Consider the following 21460-nt stretch of genomic DNA (forward strand, 5'->3'; position numbering starts at 1 on the left):
TGATCCGAATATCAAAATTGTTGTTATACGCGGCAAAGGATATAAAATCATTCTGCCGGGTCGAAAACACCAAAGGGGTCATTATTCCGGCGGATGAAGCCGTGATGGAATCGGAAGGGATCACCTCTTCCTGTCCGTTTTAAGACTCGCCAGCCGCTTCTCCGCCACGGCTTCCCGTTTGCGCCAGGCAGCTAGCTGGGGTTCCTCATAGACCGGGAGCCCTTCGTCGTTCAGCAGCCCCAGCGACTTCGCTAGCTTCCGGCCCAGAGCAGCCGACTCCGGGTCTTTGACGTCGAAGGCCTGTTGGCTGGACGTGATGGTGGCCGCCGCGCTTCTTCCATCCGGGTCTTGACGGCTACTTTTTGTTTGGCCATGGCGGGGTCACTGTATTTTCGTCACTGTTAGTAACAGGTGTACGATGATTTGGTTTATATTGCTAGAAGTTACGAAAGGTAACCGTAGGAACGGTGATGGCACTACGGGAAACCGGAAATGAAGAAATAGTAAACTGTGGACGAGTGGGCCATAAATGGGAAAGTTTTGCTAGCTTTAACACTGTGTAATAGTAAGATAAGGATTGGAAATACAGGAAGCTATAGCGTTAATTGAACCGGGAGTATTAAGGGGAGCCACCGCGCAGCATTGGACTGATCTGGGTTGCGGAAATGGAACATTTACCTATGCCCTTGCGCATCTGCTGTCTCCGGGAAGCAGCATAACAGCTGTGGATAGTTTACCGCAAAGGCTGAATAAGATCATGGGGAACAGAGTTTCCATTCAATTCCAGCAATCGGATATCAATCTGGAAAGTTTTCACTTGCCTAAGTTGGAGGGTATATTAATGGCCAATTCCCTTCATTACATCCAAGAGAAAGAATCGCTTATAAAACGTCTGGAGCGATACTTCAACAAAGAGAAACAATTCCTCATCATTGAATACGAAGCGAATATCTCAAATCCGTGGGTACCGTTTCCGATTACATTCAGCAAGTTAAGCACCCTCTTTGACAGCTTGGGATATTACGCGATAACAAAGATTAACGAAAGGCCTTCATCCTTCGGCGGATCGATGTATGCTGCCTTAATCCGATCTAAATGAACCTACTGCTGGACACCAAGATGCCGTAATTATTGCAATCAACGAAGGCCTTGCGGATACCGTAAACTATATTGATGCCTTGCGTACTGTATTCCCAAGCATATACAGATTTGCCACACCGGCTAATATAACAGCGGGTAGCCTAAAGTACGGTGTGTGCTGATTCAATCTTTTCAATACATTTGCCGCCTCGGATTCATCGTTGGGATGACTCTCTGTACAAACGAGCTGTATGACTAGCAGGATATACGAAGCGCTGCCCTACCCAGCACACGCGAAGCCGCAGGCAGCAAAAACCCCAATACTCCCTCCTATTGTTACACAAAGGTAGCTGCAGGAAATAGAAGGGCATTACGGGAAACCGGAAAGATGAAATGTAACTTGGATTTAGGAAGCTTATTAGGCTAGGCCATCAACCTATCTGGGAGATTTCCAAAAACTCTTTCATGGTAAGTTATCGTAGTTTGACCGTACTGTTTTAATACGAGTAAGTCTGGATCGCCAGTAATAAGGTAGTCCGCAGCACCGTCTTTACCTAACGAGAGCAAATAGTTATCATTGCTATCTCTACTTGCTCTCACATCGCTTTTTATCTTTACGAAGGAAAGGATAGGAACAATCAATTCGACAAAGCGCTTTGCTTGCTGTAGTCTAATGTATTTTTTAAATTTATCCCTCAGTATAACAGCCTTATACTCTTCTATCAATTCATCGCAACAAAGGATGGTGTAAATGGGATTGGAAAGAAGGTTATAAAGTGTACGTCGAGAGGCTCGGCTGATCGTGGCGCTGATGTACCAATTGGTATCAATGACAAGCGTTTTCCTATGACTTCTTGCCATATCGGACAGCGCTCACTTCTTTCATAATATCCGCTTCAGAAAGTGGCTCATCAGGTAGGATGGCGTCCATAGCATCCCACCGGTCGACGAATGTCTGCTTTCCGATACGCTCGGCAACTTTTATCCGATCGGTCTTGCCAAGCTGGTTAAATAGCCGGATTACTGCATTTACAGAAGGTGCATTTATCGTCGTCTTCATGCCTTGAAAATTATTGATAATAATTACAAATTTAGTCAAATAGACTATAAGTTGCAAATGGGATAATGAGAGTGAGTATTTTTGGCCTAGTGCATAGCCGTTTCCGTACATCACCCGAATACCTGCAATGGAAAAACCTGTTGCACCATTATTACGACCCGTTCCCAACGGTAGAGCACTACGAGACGGTATTTGCCAACAGGCCTAATGGTTAATGTATTACATCACAGGAAAAATGACTTGGTGGCTTTTGTAAATCCTCATGCGTATACCGAACATGGTGTGTGATTTCAAAAGCAGGACAACCCGATTCAAATCCAACATTTTATTTTAAGCGCAAATACCGTTGCTTTGTGAAAGATTACAACGCAATGAAACGTATCGCCTTAATTTGTTTTCTCCTTTCTATGACTGGTTCCGTACGAAGTCAACAGTTGGAAATGCGCTTGGACAGTGTGCTCCCCCTGCTTGAAACAGACCGGAATGGCGATACCATACGCAAATATTTCAGGTACAGGTAGTACAGCTTTCCGCTCCAACGTTTCTATAAAGATAGCGACAACCATACAACACGGTTGAAAGAACCCTACCTGCAAATAGGTGCATTCTATGCCAAATCGCTCGCAGTAAACCCGTCTCACGCTTGGAAAAAAATACCGGAATTAAAAGTTTATGAAGCTGATTCGTCAAATTACTACAGCTCCGACGTGAATAGTTACCCGGGCAAATATGCCATCCCGGTTTTAGATTCGACGGGTATTATCATAACGATGAACGGCATCAGCAGCCGCAACGCGGATCAGTATGAGTTTCGTGTGCTTGAAGATCAATCGCACGAATTGCTGCCCTGGACAAAACCGTTGGTGTTTACGAAAGCTTATATGCTTACGAAAATCGAAATCCCTGGCCAAGAAGATAATCCGATCTAAAGAATAGCTAAAAATATGGCCGCTGCGGCAAGGCAACCTTCATGCTATCCCGGAATAAAAAATTGCCTGACCCTCAGCTTGTCCGGGTTGCGAACGTATAATAAACGCGTGATTTCCGCTTGGTCTGCTTCAATGCATAGCATCGAATCCAGTTCGCCCGTTGAATGGCGGAAGAAAAGCACCGCCGGCGCGCCGTTTACCAATGCGGCCCGGTACGCAAATTCGTTGCGTTGGTTTTCCGGAAGCTGCATAACCCCGACAAGGAATTTCAGCACCTTTTGCTGTCCGAAAAGCGGTTTGCGAGCCGCGGTGCGTTTGCCGCCGCCATCGCTGAAAAGTTCGACGTCGCTGCGGAGCAATGCTTCCAGCCTTGTACGATCTTCAGACTGCAATGAGAAAAGGAAGGCATCGATGAGCGAGCGGTGTTGGGTCGGGTCAATGGGCTTGAATCGCTTTCGGCTGAGTTTCTTATGCGCGCGGTGCAACAATTGCCGGCAGTTTTCTACCGAAGTGTCTACCAGATCCGCGATGTAGTGATATTCTTCGGAAAAGCTTTCCCGCAGGATAAATACGGCCCGCTCAATCGGATTAAGCCGCTCGAGCAGAAAAAGCAGTCCGTATTCGATGGTTGGGAATTCCCCGGAATCGTCGGTGATATACGGCTCGGGGAGCCAGTACCCAATATAGCTTTCCTGCTGCTTCTTCAGCTCACGCAGATGGTTAATGCTCTGGTTAACGGCCATACGCCCGAGGTAAGCTTTTGGCTGCTTTACCCCTTCTATGGAAGCCCATTTTTCAAAAGTATCATGAACGATGTCTTCCGCGTCCGCCACAACCCCCAACATGTTGTAGGCGATATGGAAAAGGTATGGCCGAAGTGCGATAATTTCTGCTGTTAGTTCCATGGCGTTTCCACAAAGGTAATCAGTTGGTTTTTCTTTTTGCGATATCGCAAAGCATATCCGAATGGATATTAAGGCCGATATTGCCGATATTGTAATAAAACTCCGTAGCGACGATCCAAACGATCTCACAGATGGCACGTTCGCCGTAATGTGAGGCAAGCTTATCGAATAACTCGCGTTCCATCTTCCGGTCCCTGGCCAACCGGGTAACAAAATCAAGTAGCACCCTTTCCTTGGCATTGAAAAGTTCGCTGGTTTGATAGTCGTTCAATGCGTCGAATTTTGCCTGATCCATGGAAGCCATAATTGTTTGTGAACGTCCAATATCCATGCAAAAATAGCAAACGTTAATTCGTGCTACATGCTCGCGGATAAGCATGACCGTTTCATCAGGCAATTGCAGTTTCTTGTCGAGTTGGCCGATTTTACCGGAGAATTTACCAAAGCTGAGCGGTAGCCGGGCGGCCATGACTTTTAGGGGGGTCAACACTTTCCCGAACCGTTTACGGGTGAAATAATAAACAAGTTTCCAAAGCAAACCTTTGGGAGTTTCGATTGGCGTAAGAAAGGGAGTATCCATCATATTCAATTAACGTTATGCTTTTGTTTTATTATCATAGACCGGGAAGTGGAAGTTTTGTGACAAAACAAGTCAAAAAAGTATGCGGTGAACTTGTCCTTTCCCTGATTTTCATCGTCATAGAAGAAATTTTCTACTGTGTTTTGATTGTTCCATTTTTTAGTGATGAAACGCCATTGGTTTAACGGAAGTTGGCTCGCCAACGCTCCCTCCTATCATACGAAGATACGCGAAGGAAATGGATGGGCATTACGGGAAACCGGAAAGTATTGGATTTGATTAAAGGGTTGTTTGGTCTAGTGGAAAAGACAGATGCCGGAGGTTAAGAGTAACCTATTGGTGAAGGTCTAGATTGGAATAGCGGATTTAATAGGGGCTGTCACATTGGATTGCCGCTGTGCCAGCCCCCATATCAAAATTGGGTTTTGCATCAACCAATGACAATGGGATTTCGGCTAGTTTGTATTCCAGAATGCTTTCTAAGTCCTCTGACTGAGAAACGAGATGGGGTAAAAGCAGGTTTTTTTGCGGTTGGTAAGATTGTTTTTAGGATGGTAGGTTGTTTTTTCTGTGCCCTTTGGTCTAAAATCTCTTCGATCATGTTAAATTAAAATTAAAATTAAGTTAATGTATAGTATCTAATAATTAGTGCAAATGTACGTTTTATTACGCTATCATTTGTATGCTTAGTGTCATTATTACACACTTGAAAATATCTTTATATCAGCATGAATTACAGTATTTTGATATCCCGGTTTTGAAGACGCCTAGGAGAGACAAATCCTGTCTTTACTGAAAGATGCAGCACAGCGCCCGTGCGTCTTTATCAGTTAGGCTAATCTGGATTTCCGCTTTCCGCTAATTGAGGCTTCAAGTCGCTATATTCCTTTTTGCGACTCCTTCTATTACTTTGGAATCAAGGGGGCCATCTATCCTTATCTCTCCCGAACCTCCAAAGCCGTCAAAATAAAGCAGTTTCCAATCAGGATGCTCTTTCATAATCTGAAAATATGCGGATTTGACTAAAAGGGTTGTTTGATAAATTTATATTTGCTACATTTGTTAGTGAACAATATAACCATAAAGCCAACAACCTAATGGAAAAGGCAGATGTCGGCGGATAGTTTTGCTATTCTATAGAAAAACTGATTATTTTTTCTGCAAGGCTAAGCGGACTTTCTGAACGAAATCAATTGATACTTCTGCTGCTTTCGCTGATTGGTCGTCAGTGAAGCCAAAATCCAGTAATAAGTTTTTTACCACCTCAGACTTGCCTTCATTAATGCCTTCCTTCTTGATCGAATCAAACGCATTCTGTGTATCCCATTTGGTTTCTTGAGAGGTCAGTCAATTGTATAAAAACTGGAGTACTGTGTTTTTCATCAATGATTATCGAAAGACTAAATCAATAAAACAAAAAAGCCAGTTGCCAATCGAGTAGACGGCTCCGCCAGAGACTGACGGAGTACACCTCTCACACCACCCAGCGTACGGGTCTCGGGTGCGGCATAAATCATCAAGGTATATATAGCTTTAAGTTGTTATCTTGGTTCATAGGTACCCCAATAAAACAAACCGCTTTCCCTAAAAACAACGAGCTTGCCGTCAATGAGGGCACCGAATTCCTTTACATTATCCTTGGCATAGCGGAATGCTACATTCTTATACAATTGGTAGGTATTGCCATTTTCGTTGATGTCGCCTATTCCACTGCCATACGCAGTTCCGTCAGCACGGAACACATAGGTATGATCCTCGATATAAACGTCTTCGGTACCAAATCTGTATTGGTTCCCTACAAAGGTTTTACCGGCCAATTGGTTTGTGTCCGGAGTCTTACCAAGCGCACCCGTTGCCTTGTATTTGACAGGCGCCGGTTCATAGGTGTCATCGTCTCTATAAAACCTTACCTCGTATTTACTGTCCCCCAATTCATTGTTCCTGAATCCGAATGACACCCATTTTTCCCGATCGGCCGTCTGGAAAATTAGGGAGTCGTCCGTGACTTCGTAGGTTCCCGGAAACGAACTGGTGATTGTCGTCAGTATCCCTGTACCATCGCCCTTAAACGTAAGTATATAGGGACTGTTTCTGTCTGAATTCACGGGTGCCGTAATCCCGACGATGTAGTGGCCTTCCAACATAAATTCAGGTAGTTTTTCCTCATCCTTGTTACAAGCGGAAAATATTCCCGCTCCAATCAATATTGAAATCCCGGAGACCGCTTTGATTAAATTGATATTCTTCATACACTTTTTGTTTATTTTTAAAATTTCGGCTGGTCATTTATTTACATCGGCAGCCGTCCGCCTTTGTCTAAAGATTGTGAAATTCAAGCTACATCAAAGACAGCGCCTCGAAGCCTTATCCCATTCTGCGCATGGACAACCCTAGCGACGAACAGGAACAGTATGGTCAAATAGTGTCGCTTTAATAAAAATAAAAGCATCTTAGTTGCAACTATAAAGGCCACAAAGATGCATTAAATAATGTACTTGTCAAAATAAATGGATAACAATAAATTTGACTTCGGGCGCTTCAAAGTGGAAGCTATTAAAGGGCTTTCTTCAGGCAAGCCTATCAACGGTGAGAACGGCATTTTTGCGCCTTTAATGAAGCCTTTTCTGGAAGCGAGTTAGTCAAGGACGCATCCCAATCTCTTTTGGAACCTGCTTTCAGATTCGTTATATTTGTACCATTATGACAAGGAAAGAAGAAAACAGGATTATGATGGCTGCCTTAAAAAGGAGCGTAAAGAAGCAACCGCTTCAAAAGAGGCTGCTAAGGCCTTTTTGATTAAAACAGGGGTTTATGATTTGCTTTTGGGAATGGAAGAAAACAAAAACCATCCCGACAACTTGGCTAAACTGGCTAAGTAAAATTCATATCCTATCGAAGACACATGTATTCCTCTAAACCTGGTTTAATTATTGGCTTTCATGGCTGTGAAGAATCGGTCAGAGATGACATCATCTCTGGCAAAGCGCCCATGCGCTTCTCCCCGCAAATCCGCTCTACCATTTCCTGCATCCGCAGTGCTGATGGCATAGCCGAACTCTTTATTAATTTTTAACACAAATTAATGAAAATCGTTCAATGGATTCTATTATTGAGGGTTTCCTTATTGTATTTGCTTCTATACACAAGCGGCGAAACTCCTGTAAATCTTCTGAACACTTCGCGGAACGCTTTCAAATCCGAATAGCCTACGTCGTACATCACTTCATTAATCGATTTTCGGGTAGTTTCGAGCGATTTTTTTGCTGATTCAATTTTTACCCGCTGCGCATATTCAATCGGTGTATTTCCTGTGGCTTTTATGAATCTCCTGTCAAAGTTTCTCCGGCCTACAGAAAATTTGGAAGATAAAGTCTCTATGGATATTTTTTCAGTTAATCTACTTTCAATATATGCCTGAGCCTGCCGGACCATCTCATCGCCGTGCTGCTTCTGTCCGTTGAATATGATAAATGGCGATTGGCTTTGCCTGTCCATTTCGATCTGGAAAACTTTGGAACAAAAAATTGCCGTCTGCCGGTCATAATACTTCTCAACAAGGTAAAGTATCAGGTTTAAAAACGAATAGGCACCACCATTGGTATAGATGCCATTTTCATCCGTTATCAGTTCATCGGTTTGCAGATTTACATTGGGAAATAAAGCCCTGAATTTATTGGCAAAGTTCCAGTGGGTCGAACAGTTCTTACCGTCAAGTAAACCTGCCGAGGCAAGCATGAAGGCGCCACTGCACATCGTGGCTATTTCTGCACCATTTTTATATTGCTTTGCAATCCAATCAACAAGAGCAATGTTTCCCTTCTGGGCTTTCTCGAAGCTGCTGCCCAAAGATGGGATAATGATCAGGTTTGTTTTGCCAATTTCTGAAATGTGGACATGGGTCTTCACCGAAAAAAGCCCGCCGGCTAAATCTGTATGTTGTGTTATGCCCGCTATCTCAATTTTAAACAACTCCTTGCCGCCACTCTCCTGGTAATATTCATTGGCTCTGGTAAATATTTCATAAGCGCCTGCAATGCAAGCGACAGTACCGAGGTTTGTCTGGCCATCTGGGGCGATTATGGTAATATGCTTCATTGTTTTTCTTGCAAAGATAATAAAATTTTTATGTCCAAATCAACCCACCATAATGTCTATTTTGACCTATCCTAAGGTATACTATTTACCTCTAAATTTGTCAATAATTTAAACACAAAATAATGCAATGAATAAATTAAAGGATAAAGTAGCAGAACTATTTCTGCAGAATGTGGACCATAGGGCTTACATCGGGCATTAAATTTCTTATGTAAGATCAAGAACAATACGAATCATTACCAAACATTTATGGCCTGCATCATCGTGAGCAGGCCACTTTAAAATCTAAAAAATATGAAACTTAAAAGTTTAGCAGTCGCACTATGTTTAATCATAGGCAGTCAATTGGCAAGGGCGCAAGTAAAAGTAGCTGATCTGGTAAAGGATTGGGAAAGGTCAAAGGCTTATACGAAGGAATACCTGGATGCAATGCCAGAAAGTGGCTATGCTTTAAAGCCTACTCCAGAAATGCGCTCTTTTGCGGAGCAATTGTTACACCTGGCAGATGCTAACTATGGTTTCGCTTCGGCAGCTACAGGCACGAAAAGTCCGTTTGGTCAGGGCGAATTGGAAAAAACCGGCGATAAATCCAAATCTAATGTGAGCAAATTGGTGCTGACCAGCTATGATTTTGTGATCGATAATATAAAAAAGATGTCTGACGCGCAATTGGATGAAGCCATCAAATTGTTTGGAAACTTCGAAATGTCTAAAAGAATGGCTTTGGCTAAGGTTTTTGAACATCAGGCACATCACAGGGGTCAAACAACAGTATATCTTCGACTGGCAGGAATTAAGCCTCCGCAGGAAAAACTGTTTTAATATCAACAAGAAAGAACGCAGTTGCATCTTTATTTTGAGAATAGCAACTACCATGGTCCATGTTCCTTAAAATGTTAAAAAATTTGGAATACGAGCGACGACTCAAAAAGTTCGGTTATTACAAGAAATGAAAACCAGATTATACACTTAAATCACTTTCGTAAATATTTCGATTATTTATTATACAATCCTTCCACCAATCCATCCATTGTTCAGGGTTTTGTTTTAAAATGAATTGTAAAGCAAGTTCCCGTCTTTCGGCTAACAATTCTCCTTTTGCTTTTGTAATGTTTTCCTTCAGTTGTGGCAAATTCAAATCGGTGCAATAAATTGGGCTTCCAGGTTGTTGCCTCCAGGATTCTTGAAGATTGCCAATATCCAACGCATCAAAGCCACTGTCATTTACAAGATCAGCAACCAAACTTTTTGATTGTTGATCGTCGCCCGAAATCGGAAGTGCTATACGTGTAGCAGAACCTTTGGGAAGTCCTGATTGCACAAGTGAACCTGCAATAATGTTATTGTAAACTTTCACAACGGGTTGTTGAAGTTGGTTTGATACCCACACGCTCTCGGGCATTCCATTCTCAATTTCATCAATCCGACCATCTCTAATAGGATAGTAGTTGCAGGTGTCAATAACAATTGTCTTCGCAGAAATATTTTGACCTAAAGATTTTGATAACTTTGGTATTTCTATTAGCGGTATGGAAACTATTAGAACATCAATATCCATGACAGCCTCTGTTAATGTTACGGCTTTTGCTCCTGTTTCTTCCGCTAACTCTTTGAGCTTTTCTAAGCTGCCGGCATTAGCCATTTTTATATCGTGACCTGCCTTTGAATACTGCCGTATCAATGTAGCACCAATTTGCCCCACTCCAATAATTCCGATTTTCATTTTGTCTGATTGTTTGTTATTTCACCACTGGAGACGGATGAACGGGATAGCGCCAAGAGCATAACACCGATTGTGGTCGTTGCAGCTTCAGTGCCAATTGCTGATCTTGACATCGCTGGGGTCTGGCGCACCTTTCCCGGTTTCGAGAAGCGACTTCAGGCTCATCAGAAAGATCGCCCACTTGGTGCTGCAATGGTACATGAACTCCACAGGCTCCCTCCAACCTTGATGTTTGAAAAGGATGATGATGTAGTCATCTTCTTGTTTCAATTCCCAACTTACCTTTGTGCCGACCCATTCTTCAGGCCCGTCAACCACTTCCCATAACACCCGCGTAGCAGGATGAAGCTCAATAACCTTCATGTCGAAGCCACCGGCCCCAAAGCGGAATTGGAGCACTCCGCCGACTTTGTTGCCTTCTCCCTGCGTGTCGTTCGTCCACCAGGCGGAAAGACCTTCGCGTGTGGTCAATGCCTTATAGACGTCATCCATAGATGACGATTTGATTCCGATTCTGTGCAAAATATCTACCATAGTCTTCCTTTTTTATATTTAATTATATCATGATAAAATAACTTCTTTTACATTTCCTAATGAGGTGTCCCCGTTCCGGTTTCACAAAGGGATTTCAGGCTCTTCATAAACAAAGCCCAGTCATAAGTGCAGCCTGCAAAAGTATCAGTGACTGCTCTCCAGCCGGCATGAGTAAATCGTAAAATCGTACTTCCTTCTTTTTCTTCCATATCGAAAGAAATGTCGGTACCAACCCATTCTTCAATCGAATTGATGCATTTCCATTCTACCTTTTTATTAGGGGTAAGCTTGGTTACTTTCATTTCGTTTCGAAATTTCCCAAAAATAAATACGTTCACAAATCCCACTTCCGGTTTGGCTGTGGTTTGCTTAGCCCACCAGCTCGCAAGTCCCTCCTGTGTGGTAAGAGCATTGTATATTTTTTCGGGAATAGCTTTTATAGTTACGTTAATTCTGATTTCTACCATGATTTAATTTACTATATTGTGAATGAAATTATTGAGCAGTAAAAATAGTATCTTTAAATTGATATTAAGAGGGGGGAAATTAGACATTATAATAGGTTAATTCAGACATCACAAGTTTCTATCCTTACCAAAAAAGTTAAATGAAACATCTTTCTATAATAGTCCCTGACGGACAGAACAACTTAACAACTATCTCCTGTATAACAGGTGCTTACGAAATATTTGCTACAGCTAATGAGTATCTGGAAAAAACCGGCAAAGAAAAATTATTTAAAATTGAATTGGCGGGCGTTTCAGAAAAAGTGGGTTTCCATAACGGCTTGCTTACAGTGAATCCCCATATCAACATTTCAGCGATAACTAAAACCAATCTCATCATTATTCCATCATTTAATTATTATGATAAAAAAGTTGTGAAGGAAAACAAATTGCTGATTGACTGGATTGAGAAACAATATAGTAAGGGTGCTGAAGTAGCAAGTATCTGCACCGGCGCATTTATGCTTGCGGCAGCAGGTTTACTGGATGGAAAAATTTGCTCTACACATTGGGTTGCCGAGGACAATTTCAGAACTATGTTTCCAAAAGTGAATTTACAAACGGAGAAATTGATTACTGATGAAAAGAGAATTTATACGAATGGTGGCGGTTACTCGTTCCTGAACCTGATGATCTATCTCGTGGAGAAATATTATGACAGGCAAACAGCCATCTATTGTGCCAAAGTATTCCAGATTGAGATCGACAGGCAAAGCCAGTCAGCCTTTACCATATTTACCGGCCAGAAGTTGCATGGGGATGAAATGGTAAGAGAAGCACAAGCCTATATTGAAAGTAAATTGCATGAAAAAATATCTGTTGAAGATTTATGTTCCATGTTCTCTATCGGAAGACGAAACTTTGACAGAAGGTTTATTAAAGCAACCGGAAATACGCCACTTGAATATGTGCAACGGGTAAAAATTGAATCGGCAAAAAAAGCATTTGAAATCAGTCGCAAAACAATTAATGAAGTAATGTATGAAGTGGGTTATTCGGATGTTAAAGCGTTTCGTGAAGTATTTAGAAAAATTACGGGAATGTCGCCATTGGAATACAGAAGTAAGTACAACAAGAGGATTTTGGTCTAACAGGAGTTGACGAATGCTCTTACAACGGCTCTTTCTTCCCTTTTCTACTCGGACGATTAACGTGTAGCATTTTTACAATTTCCGCATTTGTCAATTCAACAAATTTGCGCTGTAAGCAAACAACAGCGTTATCAAAATTTCCCTTATCCAAGGACTCCGTTAATTCTTCCATACCCATCAAAAAGTAGCGCCTTCCGTTTCCTCGAATTGATAAAGCCGTCTTCATTGCTTCCCCCTCATTTTTTTATCCAAGCGTATACAAAAACGCCGGATTCGTATATAAACACCTCGGATTTGTCTCATAATCCATAAACGCCTGCTTTTAGAAATTACTTTTGGTTCAGCATCAATAAAGCAAAAGAATGGATACAATGAACAGAACGGAAGTAGTAGCAAAAGTATCGCAATTATCAACTTCAATATTACTAATCAGTTGCCTCTTGTTTTCGATACATACTTCTGCCCAGGATAACAGACCTGTACAGACTATCCGGGGTATAGTCATTGACTATGCATCAGGAACTCCCCTTCCTTCCGTTTCGGTCGGGCTTTTAGACTTACCGCAAACAGCAACAATGACTGACAATGACGGAAAATTCACGATAAACAATGTTCCTGTCGGACGTCATGATTTACAAGCATCATTTGTAGGGTATGAACCGGCTATCTTTCACGAGATCATGCTGACATCGGCAAGAGAAGGATACCTTGAAATCCAACTGAAAGAAAACGTTCAACAGCTTGATGAAGTGGTAATCAGGTCGCGAATCAATAAAGAGGAACCCTTGAATAAAATGGCCCTATCCGGTGCGCGTATGCTTAGTGTGGAAGAAGCCAGCCGCTTTGCAGGTGGCATGGACGATCCGGCACGTTTGGTTAGCTCATTTGCCGGCGTATCGCCAAGCGTGAGTACCAACGGTATATCCATACATGGAAATGCTCCTAGCCTGCTCCAATGGCGATTGGAAGATGTGGAAATACCAAACCCGAACCATTTTGCGGATGTGGCTTCATTGGGTGGAGGTGTATTATCGTCGTTGAGCAGCAATGTGCTAGGCAATTCCGATTTCTATACAAGTGCTTTCCCTGCCGAATACAACAATGCGGTCTCCGGCGTGTTCGATATGAAGTTAAGAAATGGAAACAACCAGCAATTCCAGCACACCCTGCAAGCAGGAATACTTGGATTGGATGTCGCTTCGGAAGGACCTATCAGCAGAAAACATAACGCTTCATATCTATTCAATTACCGATATTCGACAACCGGATTAATGAACAAAGTAAGTCCTGCCGGAGATTTGGAACAAGCGATGGACTATCAGGATCTGAATTTCAAGTTTAATTTCCCAACGGAAAAAGCCGGAGTCTTCTCCTGGTGGGGAACAGCGCTAATAGACAAAATCAAACCCGAAATTGAATCGCCCGAAGAATGGGATTACAGGGATGATGCGAGCGATTCGAGAATGAAGCAGATAGCTGCCGCTACAGGGCTTAGCCATCGCTATTTATTCGGCAACGATGGTCTACTGAAAACAACACTGGCCACAACCTATTCAAAAACGGATGCATGGGAGGATGTATTTGATTTTGATCTGGTTTCATCGCCATCCCTTGATTTCAAAAGCCGATACACCAATCTTGTACTGACATCTTCTTTCAACAGGAAATACAGTTCGAAGCATACGAATAAAACAGGGTTTACGATAACAAATATGAACTATGATATGGATTTCGACCTGGCCCCCTATTCTACCATACCGATGGAACGGATCGCTGAAGGAAAAGGAAATACGAACCTGGTATCGGCTTATACCAGTTCCTTATTCAGCCTCAATGACCGAATTTCTGCAACATTAGGTGCAAACGGCCAGTTTCTTACATTAAATAATAGCTGGACAATAGAACCCCGCGCTGCTATTAAATGGCAGGTATCATCGAAAAATTCATTTGGCTTCGCGTATGGTTTACACAGCCGTATGGAAAAAATGGATGTCTATTTCGTGAAAACAAAAGCAACAGGAGATGAACTGATAAATAACGACCTGGATTTTACGAAAGCACATCATGTTTCTTTATCATACAATTATAAAATGTCTGATAACATGAACCTCAAAGTAGAACCCTATTTCCAATACTTGTACGATGTGCCTGTCATTGCCGACAGTCCGTACTCGGTACTCAACCGCAGTACATTTTATGTTGAAGATGCGTTGGTTAACAAAGGCGAGGGACGTAACTATGGGGTAGATGTTACGTTTGAAAAATATATGACTAAAGGCCTATACTATATGGTGACGGCATCTGTATTCGATTCAAAATATTATGGCGGCGATGGCGTATGGCATCATACCAAATTTAACCGTAACTATATCCTAAATGGGTTGGTCGGTAAAGAATGGATGGTGGGACGCAATAAGCAAGATGTGCTGGGTGTAAACCTGAAACTGACATTACAGGGAGGCAACAGGTATTCGCCAGTAGATGAGGAGGCTACATTAGCTCATCCTGACAAAGAAACGCAATATAACGAGACAAAAGCCTATTCGAAACAATTATCCCCGATGTTTCTTGCCAATTACACGTTTAGTTACCGGATGAACCGTAATAACGTTTCGCATGAGTTTGCAATCAAAGGAATGAATGCCACAGGATACAAGGAATATTTCGGGCACGAATATAACCTCAAAACCGGAGTGATAGAACCAAGGCGGTTAAAGAATTCCATTCTCAACATCGTATACAGGCTTGATTTTTAATGTATCTTAGCCATTTTCCTACAGATGATTAAAGAAAGCAACTTTTTGCCGCTCTTCCTGTTCGATACTAAATATCGTATCTGGCGACACCTGCTTTTTATCGTAGTTGGAGCTGTCATTACCTTTAATCAGGTATTCATAGCTTATCAAGACAGTCAGGGCATTTTGGGAAACCGCATCTATCTTATTTGTTTTTCCCAATTTGTGTTGTATGTGATGGCCATGTACTTTAATTACTTTTATCTGACACCTAAGTTTCTTTTAAAAGGCAAGTACATCGTTTATTCAATCATGCTGTGTGTGCTTGTGTTTTCATTGCCAACACTATCCATATTGGAGGAATATTGGGTGCGCAATGCATTAGGCTTACCACATCGGATATCTTCTTATACCAGCCCGCTTATTCTGGTTGATAATTTGGCCGCTTGCATGATTACAGCGATCTGTTTTTGCGGAGTTTCCGTAGTGATCGTGTTCCGTAACTGGATAACTGGGAATGAACATGTCAGTCAGTTGGAAAGGGAACATCTTAAATCGGAACTGAATAAACTGAAAGGACAGCTAATAGCTCCTGCATTTTTATCCGAGACCCTTAGAAATGCATCGGATTCAGTAGAAATGGATCCGGAAAAAACGACCGGTATGTTGATGCAATTGGGACAACTATTGAGATATCAACTATACGATTGCAACAGGGATAAGATATTACTCAAATCAGAGCTGAACTTTCTGACTAAATTTCTCGAACTGGAACAACTAAACAGGTTCGACATTCAATATGATATTCATATCGAGGGAGATATAAGTAAGGTATTTGTTTCACCTATGCTTTTTTTCCCTCTTGTTCAATATGCGATTGTGGATAATGTTTCACTGGATTTGCTTTTTAGCCTTGAAAATAGATCATTATCTTTTATATGCAAATCGGATGGTAAAAAGGAATTGGGTGACGACGCGCTTTCTTTGATAAAAAAGCGGCTGGAATTACAGTATCCGGGGAAACATGCATTGATGGTGAGCCCGGGAATGACAGGACTTAAAATAGCGATTTCGGAATGACAGCGACATTGATAAGTAGAGACGGTATAACTTCCTTCCTGACTGACGATGAATACCGTATATACAGGCATCTTACGTTGCAGCTCGTTATGCTGATCATATCACTCAGCATGTTTTTCGATGCTCCGGACAAACTCAATACATCATTAAACCGCTTTTACGGTTGGATCACCTATTACCTCTTTATCAACATGCTCGTGTATGTTAATGCATATGGGTTGTTCCCTCGCTTTTTGGCAAAAAACAAACTGGTTGCTTATATCATTTCAGTTATTCTATTTATTGTCTTTGCATTGTTTGTGATGGTGCTATTACAAGAACTTTTTTATGATATAGCCGTGACCCATCAACAACCTTCGAGTATTGCCATGTTCCTGAATATTGCATCTTCTATGCTGGCAATGTTACTTTTCCTCGGAGGAGTATCAGCTCTTTTATTAGTTAAACAATGGATGATAAGCAACCGACGGATTAATGACCTTCGTCTCGCAACCTTCCAGTCGGAGCTCAACTTCCTTAAAAGCCAGATTAATCCGCACTTTCTGTTCAATATGATTAATAATGCAACTATCATGGTGGACGAAGATCCAAAGATGGCTTCCCGGATATTGGTAAAACTTGACGACATGTTACATTACCAGTTCAACGACAGCACACAAGATGTAGTTTCCTTGAAAGCCGACATTGCTTTTCTTAATGATTTTCTGGATTTGGAAAAAGTCCGCCGTGATTATTTTGAATATCTCGTTACAGTAGAAGGAGGTGTTGAAGATATTGAGGTTCCACCATTGCTTTTTATCCCCTTTGTGGAAAATGCAGTAAAGCATAATCTCGACACCAATAGATCTTATGTGCATATCAGATTCAGGGCGGAAAACCGCCGTCTGTTTTTTGAATGTGAGAACTCAAAACCGATGAAGCTCATAAAGCGAGATGTCGGCGGACTGGGATTGGCAAATATCAAACGCCGTTTAGACTTATTGTTTGAAAATAACTATGCCTTAGACATCGCGGAAACAAGAACCACTTATACCGTAAATTTACAATTGAACTATGAAGTGTGTTATCGTTGATGATGAGCCCATCGCCCGTAAAGGAATAAAGAAATTAGTTGTTCAGATTTCTCAACTGGAATTACTTGGCAGCTTCAATAGCGCGGAAGCGGTATCCGGATTTATACAAACAACATTCGTGGATTTAGTATTCCTTGATATCCAAATGCCTGGTATAAATGGTATTGAGTTTGCACGAAGCATACCCAAACATACACTGATTATTTTTACTACGGCATATTCAGGATATGCGCTCGACAGTTACGAGGTCGATGCCATCGATTATCTGGTTAAACCTATTGATCCTGCCAAATTCAGAAAGGCGGTAGACAAGGCTATTACTTACCATTCTTTATTACTGGAAGAAGACAAGAAAAATATTGAAAACATTGAGGATGAATACATTTTTGTCAAATCGGACAGACGTTTTTTCAAAGTAACCCTGAAAGATATTCTTTTTATTGAGGGGCTGAAAGACTATGTAATCATTCAAATGGACGGGCAACGTATCATCACGCGCATGAATGTGAAAAATATGCATGACTTGCTCCCCAAAAGCACATTTCTGAGGATAAACAGGTCATATGTCGTCAACAAAAACCACATTGATTCTTTTGACAATAATGATGTCTTTATCAAAGATCATGAAATAGCCATCGGAAATTCATATCGGGAGGCCTTTTTTGAAGAATTCATGAAGAATAAACCGTCGCAATAAATGTGCCTTCCGTTTCCTCGAATTGATAAGTGATGATAGCCATGAAACACAGGCGGCCAGATACCAGCATGGCATGCCCGCTGCCTTGAGCTGCTAAAAACAAGAAACCACCCAAGATGTGGGTGGTACATGAAAAAAGATCCCCGTTCCATTTGCATGGAACGGGGATCCGCCCCAATGGGATTAGGGGCTATCAACCTAAACCTAGCACAAATATCGGAAATATAATGGACATTGCCCAACGCTTTGAGGGGATAATTCCTAAAATCTTCATTTTTGTATATTCCTGTACCAATGGCCGGAAGACTGATGACTAAAGGAACCCACTTCCATAGAAGCGGGCCCTAAGCCGTTAAACACGCAATCGGGATGGATATGTTCCATTGATTAATGCTTATCCAGCTGAACTGCAGGATAGAATGCAGTCCATTCGAGAAGTCATTCACAAGGTAGTACTTGAGGCATAAGAAGTGATAGGCTATCAAATACCTTGTTTTAAATACAAAGGGTAGTTTCCCCGTTTTAATCTTTAACCAATTCCTTGACCTGACCAACGATATAGCCACTTTTGAAATAAGCATATATGTCCTCTCCCGGACAGCTGGTTTGCTGGCTATGGTCTCGATGAGTGGAGATATCTGTGGGCGATATATCGTACTTAATGCACGAATCGACCAGTAAGTCTATCAATACCTGCAAGAGCTTATCGTCGAGTTTTTGCTCGTTGTAATTACCTAAAAAGCAGATCAGCAGGTGTCCTGTAGGATCATATTCTGTATTTGTTTCTCCCACGGTCAACGGATTTCTCCCCTCGTATACGGTTCCGTCTGGTGAAATCAAAAGATGGTAAGGAATGTCTGACCAGTTGCGGTCTGGCCCCATACACCAGTGTTGCAAGTTCTTTAATCGCTGCTTAGCGTCATCTGAAGAGGTTAAAAGTTTGCCCCCTTCATGATGAACCGTAATCTGTATAGGTACGTGTCGCTTAAACGGTCTAGCTGGCTGTGCCTGCCAACTGCTCCGTGGTACAATCGGTACCGTGTCTCGATAAGCCGCCGTGTCTTCACTAAGCGATGGTGTCACTGCTGCGCAAACCATGCCCTGTTCGGGCAAGGCAGCAACCGCTCCCAGCATAATCAATCCCAGTATGGTTGATGTAGCGTATATTTTCAATCGGGACATGGTTTCGTTTTTTTTATTAATCAACCGACTCCTATCTTACTACCCAATATAAGGATGTTGCCAAGACTTCCGATAGGGTCTCCTCAATAGCTTTGTCGCTTCCGGATCGTTCACGCATATTTTTTGTTGCGGATCGTATATAAGTGGCCGATTCAACTGCATGGATAGATTGGCTAGTATGCAACTGGCAGTTGATATGTGCCCCTCTTCAATATCTGCAACAGGTAAATGGTCATTTTCAATAGCCGATAGGAGATTCAACATATGGCGCCGCGTAGCCGGCGCTGCGTTCAGTTCAATTCTGGGCTCATTCAAATCCGCTGGATACTCTTCCTTTTCATAAACTACATCTTTGACAATATGATCACCTTTACCTGTTGGAATAAACTCATACTTCATGGTACTTCCCTTTAGGGTGCCCTTATCACCATAAATAATAAATGCCCATGGATATTCGGGATCAGCTGGGGTTCCCCATGTCCGATGCTGCCATATACAGTTCAGTTCATCGTATTCAAAAATAGCAGTCTGCGTGTCGGCAATGTTGGACTTTCCTCCTTTTTGAACGTAAATCCCTCCGGTTGCACTAATCCGCCTCGGCCATTTAAGTTGCAACAACCAACGCACCGTATCAAACATATGGACACACATATCTCCCGTGATTCCATTTCCATATTCCATAAACGTTCTCCACCAGCTTCCATGCGGCAAACCATCGTAGGGTCGTAAAGGAGCAGGGCCGGTCCACATTTCATAATCAAGAAAGTCGGGAACTGGCGCTAATGGTGGATTCCCGTTCTTCCTCATATGATAGTAGCAACACATCTCCACGTGTGATATTTTACCGAGCAGCCCTTTATCGATCACCTGCTCTTTAGCATCAATCAGATGAGGGGTGCTTCTCCTTTGTGTACCTACCTGCACCTTTTTGTTGTACTTTCGTGCTGTGCTGAGTATGGCTTCTCCTTCAAGTACATCAATGCTAACGGGTTTTTGTAAATAAAGATGTGCACCTGACGTCATGGCATCAATGGCCTGTCGCGCATGCCAGTGATCTGGAGTACCGATGAGCACTAGATCCAATTTGTGATCTGCCAGCATCTTTCTGTAATCTCCGTACAATGCTGGAACCTTCCTAGAGACTTGTCGCTCACTAATCAGCCTCCCTGCTTCCGCTAGACGATTGCTGTCTACATCGCACACGGCAACAACATGAATATCGCTGACCTGAATGAGTCTGAAAACATCACTTTTCCCGTACCAACCCGCCCCAATTAAACCAACCCGCATGTTGTTACGTGTGTCAGCAAACGTTAATCCGTTAGCTTGCAAGGCAGATAAAGTTAGCACTGTGCCAGCACCTTGAATGAATGTTCTACGGTTCGGATGAAAGTCTGTCATAATCTATTGGTCTATTATTTTCAATGAGGAAACAAAAACGAAGATAATATTTATTTTACTTGTGTTCATCTCGTGTATTTTAAAACTACACCACCAGTCAAAAGCTGTTGTGAGGAAACAAGAGACAAATTTTGCTTGCAAAAGCAAATTTATCTAAATTTACAGTAATAAGGTTGAATAGTTTATTGAAATACACCTGATGAACAAAGGAACGGCTAAGTTAATCTACTCGATGCTCATATCGTTGGACGGATACACGGAGGATGAATATGGTAAATTCGGATGGGCCGCTCCCGAAGACGAGGAAGTGCACTCCTACATTAATGAGCTCGGTTCTTCCATTGGCATCTACCTCTACGGGAGGAGAATCTATGAGACGATGGTCTATTGGGAGACTGCGCACACGATACCTGACCAACCGAAGTTCATACTCGACTGGGCTCGTCAGTGGCAGGCAACCGAGAAGATTGTTTATTCAAAGACACTCTCAGAGCCAATTAGCGCACATACGCGAATTGAGCGGGAGTTCGATCCCGATGCGGTACGGCTACTTAAGGCCAAGGCCGAGCACGATATTGCTGTTGCCGGTCCAGAACTTGCCGCGCAGGCATTAAAGGCCGGTCTTGTCGATGAGTTACAGCTGATTGTCTGTCCCGTAATTGTTGGGGGCGGAAAACGGTTTTTCCCGGACGGCATGCGATTAGGCCTGGAGCTGATCGGGGAGCATCGGTTTGGCAATAGCGTAATGGTCCTACGGTACGCCGTCCGAAGTTGAATTGTATTAACACC

The 21460-nt window shown here is 42.4% G+C and carries 25 protein-coding genes and 1 pseudogene; 13 read left to right on the forward strand and 13 right to left on the reverse strand.

Going from position 1 to position 21460, the window contains the following annotated elements; translation table 11 throughout:
• Positions 1–577: 577 nt before the first annotated feature.
• Positions 578–1099, forward strand: coding sequence for a class I SAM-dependent methyltransferase (locus tag NF543_RS04885; protein ID WP_257666991.1), 522 nt, complete (start codon positions 578–580; stop codon positions 1097–1099).
• 404 nt (positions 1100–1503) lie between these two features.
• Here the strand turns inward: NF543_RS04885 and NF543_RS04890 are convergent, their stop codons facing one another.
• Both NF543_RS04890 and NF543_RS04895 read right to left on the reverse strand, forming a co-directional pair.
• Positions 1504–1941 (reverse strand): putative toxin-antitoxin system toxin component, PIN family, encoded by a 438-nt coding sequence (locus NF543_RS04890; protein ID WP_257666992.1) that lies wholly within the window; start codon positions 1939–1941, stop codon positions 1504–1506.
• A complete protein-coding gene (locus NF543_RS04895) occupies positions 1925–2140 on the reverse strand; it encodes a hypothetical protein (protein ID WP_257666993.1) in 216 nt (71 codons plus the stop codon). Before NF543_RS04895 ends, NF543_RS04890 begins: the two co-directional genes overlap by 17 nt.
• Positions 2141–2205: 65 nt before the next feature.
• Between NF543_RS04895 and NF543_RS04900 the strand changes: the two genes are divergently transcribed.
• Positions 2206–2355: a hypothetical protein gene (locus NF543_RS04900; RefSeq protein WP_257666994.1), complete on the forward strand. Its 150-nt coding sequence runs from the start codon at positions 2206–2208 to the stop codon at positions 2353–2355.
• A gap of 360 nt (positions 2356–2715) precedes the next feature.
• Positions 2716–3069, forward strand: coding sequence for a hypothetical protein (locus tag NF543_RS04905; RefSeq protein ID WP_257666996.1), 354 nt, complete (start codon positions 2716–2718; stop codon positions 3067–3069).
• 44 nt (positions 3070–3113) lie between these two features.
• Here the strand turns inward: NF543_RS04905 and NF543_RS04910 are convergent, their stop codons facing one another.
• Complete coding sequence (locus NF543_RS04910; RefSeq protein ID WP_257666997.1) at positions 3114–3974, reverse strand: sigma factor; 861 nt, start codon at positions 3972–3974, stop codon at positions 3114–3116.
• Between the two features lie 19 nt (positions 3975–3993).
• Positions 3994–4554: a carboxymuconolactone decarboxylase family protein gene (locus NF543_RS04915; RefSeq protein WP_257957435.1), complete on the reverse strand. Its 561-nt coding sequence runs from the start codon at positions 4552–4554 to the stop codon at positions 3994–3996.
• 191 nt (positions 4555–4745) lie between these two features.
• On the opposite strand from NF543_RS04915, the gene NF543_RS04920 reads away from it, so the two are divergent.
• On the forward strand, positions 4746–4880 hold the full coding sequence (locus NF543_RS04920; RefSeq protein WP_257666999.1) for a hypothetical protein: 135 nt from the start codon (positions 4746–4748) through the stop codon (positions 4878–4880).
• A 1215-nt stretch (positions 4881–6095) separates the two neighbouring features.
• Here NF543_RS04920 and NF543_RS04925 read toward each other — a convergent pair.
• Positions 6096–6803, reverse strand: a complete 708-nt coding sequence (locus NF543_RS04925; RefSeq protein ID WP_257667000.1) for a hypothetical protein — start codon at positions 6801–6803, stop codon at positions 6096–6098.
• A gap of 258 nt (positions 6804–7061) precedes the next feature.
• Here NF543_RS04925 and NF543_RS04930 point away from each other — a divergent pair.
• A pseudogene (locus tag NF543_RS04930) lies at positions 7062–7190 on the forward strand (IS256 family transposase); the annotation flags it as partial.
• Positions 7191–7244: 54 nt separating this feature from the next.
• Complete coding sequence (locus tag NF543_RS04935; protein ID WP_257667002.1) at positions 7245–7433, forward strand: hypothetical protein; 189 nt, start codon at positions 7245–7247, stop codon at positions 7431–7433.
• 44 nt (positions 7434–7477) lie between these two features.
• Here the strand turns inward: NF543_RS04935 and NF543_RS04940 are convergent, their stop codons facing one another.
• The gene (locus NF543_RS04940) at positions 7478–7630 is read right to left on the reverse strand and encodes a hypothetical protein (RefSeq protein ID WP_257667003.1); all 153 of its coding nucleotides are present in this window, start codon (positions 7628–7630) and stop codon (positions 7478–7480) included.
• Between the two features lie 17 nt (positions 7631–7647).
• Complete coding sequence (locus NF543_RS04945; RefSeq protein WP_257667004.1) at positions 7648–8649, reverse strand: GlxA family transcriptional regulator; 1002 nt, start codon at positions 8647–8649, stop codon at positions 7648–7650.
• A 294-nt stretch (positions 8650–8943) separates the two neighbouring features.
• On the opposite strand from NF543_RS04945, the gene NF543_RS04950 reads away from it, so the two are divergent.
• Complete coding sequence (locus NF543_RS04950) at positions 8944–9471, forward strand: DinB family protein (RefSeq protein WP_257667005.1); 528 nt, start codon at positions 8944–8946, stop codon at positions 9469–9471.
• 139 nt (positions 9472–9610) lie between these two features.
• On the opposite strand, the gene NF543_RS04955 is transcribed toward NF543_RS04950, so the two are convergent.
• The 3 genes from NF543_RS04955 to NF543_RS04965 form a co-directional block, all read right to left on the reverse strand.
• A complete protein-coding gene (locus tag NF543_RS04955) occupies positions 9611–10372 on the reverse strand; it encodes an NADPH-dependent F420 reductase (RefSeq protein ID WP_373274989.1) in 762 nt (253 codons plus the stop codon).
• A gap of 87 nt (positions 10373–10459) precedes the next feature.
• Positions 10460–10906, reverse strand: a complete 447-nt coding sequence (locus NF543_RS04960; protein ID WP_257667006.1) for an SRPBCC family protein — start codon at positions 10904–10906, stop codon at positions 10460–10462.
• 56 nt (positions 10907–10962) lie between these two features.
• Complete coding sequence (locus NF543_RS04965) at positions 10963–11373, reverse strand: SRPBCC family protein (RefSeq protein WP_257667007.1); 411 nt, start codon at positions 11371–11373, stop codon at positions 10963–10965.
• 140 nt (positions 11374–11513) lie between these two features.
• Between NF543_RS04965 and NF543_RS04970 the strand changes: the two genes are divergently transcribed.
• Entirely contained in the window at positions 11514–12503 is a 990-nt protein-coding gene (locus NF543_RS04970) for a GlxA family transcriptional regulator (RefSeq protein ID WP_257667008.1), read from the forward strand.
• A gap of 19 nt (positions 12504–12522) precedes the next feature.
• Here the strand turns inward: NF543_RS04970 and NF543_RS04975 are convergent, their stop codons facing one another.
• Positions 12523–12729: a hypothetical protein gene (locus tag NF543_RS04975; protein WP_257667009.1), complete on the reverse strand. Its 207-nt coding sequence runs from the start codon at positions 12727–12729 to the stop codon at positions 12523–12525.
• A 136-nt stretch (positions 12730–12865) separates the two neighbouring features.
• On the opposite strand from NF543_RS04975, the gene NF543_RS04980 reads away from it, so the two are divergent.
• The 4 genes from NF543_RS04980 to NF543_RS04995 all read left to right on the forward strand — a co-directional run bounded on the left by NF543_RS04980 (position 12866) and on the right by NF543_RS04995 (position 18088).
• Positions 12866–15259 carry a TonB-dependent receptor gene (locus NF543_RS04980; RefSeq protein WP_257957436.1) on the forward strand — a complete coding sequence of 798 codons (2394 nt, stop codon included), beginning with the start codon at positions 12866–12868 and terminating at the stop codon, positions 15257–15259.
• A 24-nt stretch (positions 15260–15283) separates the two neighbouring features.
• Positions 15284–16318 (forward strand): sensor histidine kinase, encoded by a 1035-nt coding sequence (locus NF543_RS04985; RefSeq protein ID WP_257667011.1) that lies wholly within the window; start codon positions 15284–15286, stop codon positions 16316–16318.
• A 110-nt stretch (positions 16319–16428) separates the two neighbouring features.
• Positions 16429–17391: a sensor histidine kinase gene (locus tag NF543_RS04990; protein ID WP_257667012.1), complete on the forward strand. Its 963-nt coding sequence runs from the start codon at positions 16429–16431 to the stop codon at positions 17389–17391.
• Positions 17372–18088, forward strand: coding sequence for a LytR/AlgR family response regulator transcription factor (locus NF543_RS04995; RefSeq protein ID WP_257667013.1), 717 nt, complete (start codon positions 17372–17374; stop codon positions 18086–18088). Before NF543_RS04990 ends, NF543_RS04995 begins: the two co-directional genes overlap by 20 nt.
• Before the next feature lie 522 nt (positions 18089–18610).
• Here NF543_RS04995 and NF543_RS05000 read toward each other — a convergent pair.
• Positions 18611–19270 (reverse strand): N-acetylmuramoyl-L-alanine amidase, encoded by a 660-nt coding sequence (locus NF543_RS05000; RefSeq protein ID WP_257667014.1) that lies wholly within the window; start codon positions 19268–19270, stop codon positions 18611–18613.
• A 39-nt stretch (positions 19271–19309) separates the two neighbouring features.
• Positions 19310–20671: a Gfo/Idh/MocA family protein gene (locus NF543_RS05005; RefSeq protein WP_257667015.1), complete on the reverse strand. Its 1362-nt coding sequence runs from the start codon at positions 20669–20671 to the stop codon at positions 19310–19312.
• A 199-nt stretch (positions 20672–20870) separates the two neighbouring features.
• Here NF543_RS05005 and NF543_RS05010 point away from each other — a divergent pair, with 199 nt between their 5' ends.
• On the forward strand, positions 20871–21446 hold the full coding sequence (locus tag NF543_RS05010) for a dihydrofolate reductase family protein (RefSeq protein WP_257667016.1): 576 nt from the start codon (positions 20871–20873) through the stop codon (positions 21444–21446).
• Positions 21447–21460 lie beyond the last annotated feature (14 nt).

The sequence above is a fragment of the Parapedobacter tibetensis genome (genome assembly GCF_024704835.1).
Lineage (GTDB): Bacteria > Bacteroidota > Bacteroidia > Sphingobacteriales > Sphingobacteriaceae > Parapedobacter > Parapedobacter tibetensis.

Coding starts and splice junctions, on each gene's coding strand:
- NF543_RS04895 (WP_257666993.1), bottom strand. CDS start 2,140: ATGAAGACGACGATAAATGCACCTTCTGTAAATGCAGTAATCCGGCTA.
- NF543_RS04955 (WP_373274989.1), bottom strand. CDS start 10,372: ATGAAAATCGGAATTATTGGAGTGGGGCAAATTGGTGCTACATTGATA.
- NF543_RS04910 (WP_257666997.1), bottom strand. CDS start 3,974: ATGGAACTAACAGCAGAAATTATCGCACTTCGGCCATACCTTTTCCAT.
- NF543_RS04925 (WP_257667000.1), bottom strand. CDS start 6,803: ATGAAGAATATCAATTTAATCAAAGCGGTCTCCGGGATTTCAATATTG.
- NF543_RS04890 (WP_257666992.1), bottom strand. CDS start 1,941: ATGGCAAGAAGTCATAGGAAAACGCTTGTCATTGATACCAATTGGTAC.
- NF543_RS05010 (WP_257667016.1), top strand. CDS start 20,871: ATGAACAAAGGAACGGCTAAGTTAATCTACTCGATGCTCATATCGTTG.
- NF543_RS04965 (WP_257667007.1), bottom strand. CDS start 11,373: ATGGTAGAAATCAGAATTAACGTAACTATAAAAGCTATTCCCGAAAAA.
- NF543_RS05005 (WP_257667015.1), bottom strand. CDS start 20,671: ATGACAGACTTTCATCCGAACCGTAGAACATTCATTCAAGGTGCTGGC.
- NF543_RS04985 (WP_257667011.1), top strand. CDS start 15,284: ATGATTAAAGAAAGCAACTTTTTGCCGCTCTTCCTGTTCGATACTAAA.
- NF543_RS04900 (WP_257666994.1), top strand. CDS start 2,206: ATGAGAGTGAGTATTTTTGGCCTAGTGCATAGCCGTTTCCGTACATCA.
- NF543_RS05000 (WP_257667014.1), bottom strand. CDS start 19,270: ATGTCCCGATTGAAAATATACGCTACATCAACCATACTGGGATTGATT.
- NF543_RS04970 (WP_257667008.1), top strand. CDS start 11,514: ATGAAACATCTTTCTATAATAGTCCCTGACGGACAGAACAACTTAACA.
- NF543_RS04990 (WP_257667012.1), top strand. CDS start 16,429: ATGTTTTTCGATGCTCCGGACAAACTCAATACATCATTAAACCGCTTT.
- NF543_RS04960 (WP_257667006.1), bottom strand. CDS start 10,906: ATGGTAGATATTTTGCACAGAATCGGAATCAAATCGTCATCTATGGAT.
- NF543_RS04975 (WP_257667009.1), bottom strand. CDS start 12,729: ATGAAGACGGCTTTATCAATTCGAGGAAACGGAAGGCGCTACTTTTTG.
- NF543_RS04980 (WP_257957436.1), top strand. CDS start 12,866: ATGGATACAATGAACAGAACGGAAGTAGTAGCAAAAGTATCGCAATTA.
- NF543_RS04945 (WP_257667004.1), bottom strand. CDS start 8,649: ATGAAGCATATTACCATAATCGCCCCAGATGGCCAGACAAACCTCGGT.
- NF543_RS04950 (WP_257667005.1), top strand. CDS start 8,944: ATGAAACTTAAAAGTTTAGCAGTCGCACTATGTTTAATCATAGGCAGT.
- NF543_RS04995 (WP_257667013.1), top strand. CDS start 17,372: ATGAAGTGTGTTATCGTTGATGATGAGCCCATCGCCCGTAAAGGAATA.
- NF543_RS04915 (WP_257957435.1), bottom strand. CDS start 4,554: ATGGATACTCCCTTTCTTACGCCAATCGAAACTCCCAAAGGTTTGCTT.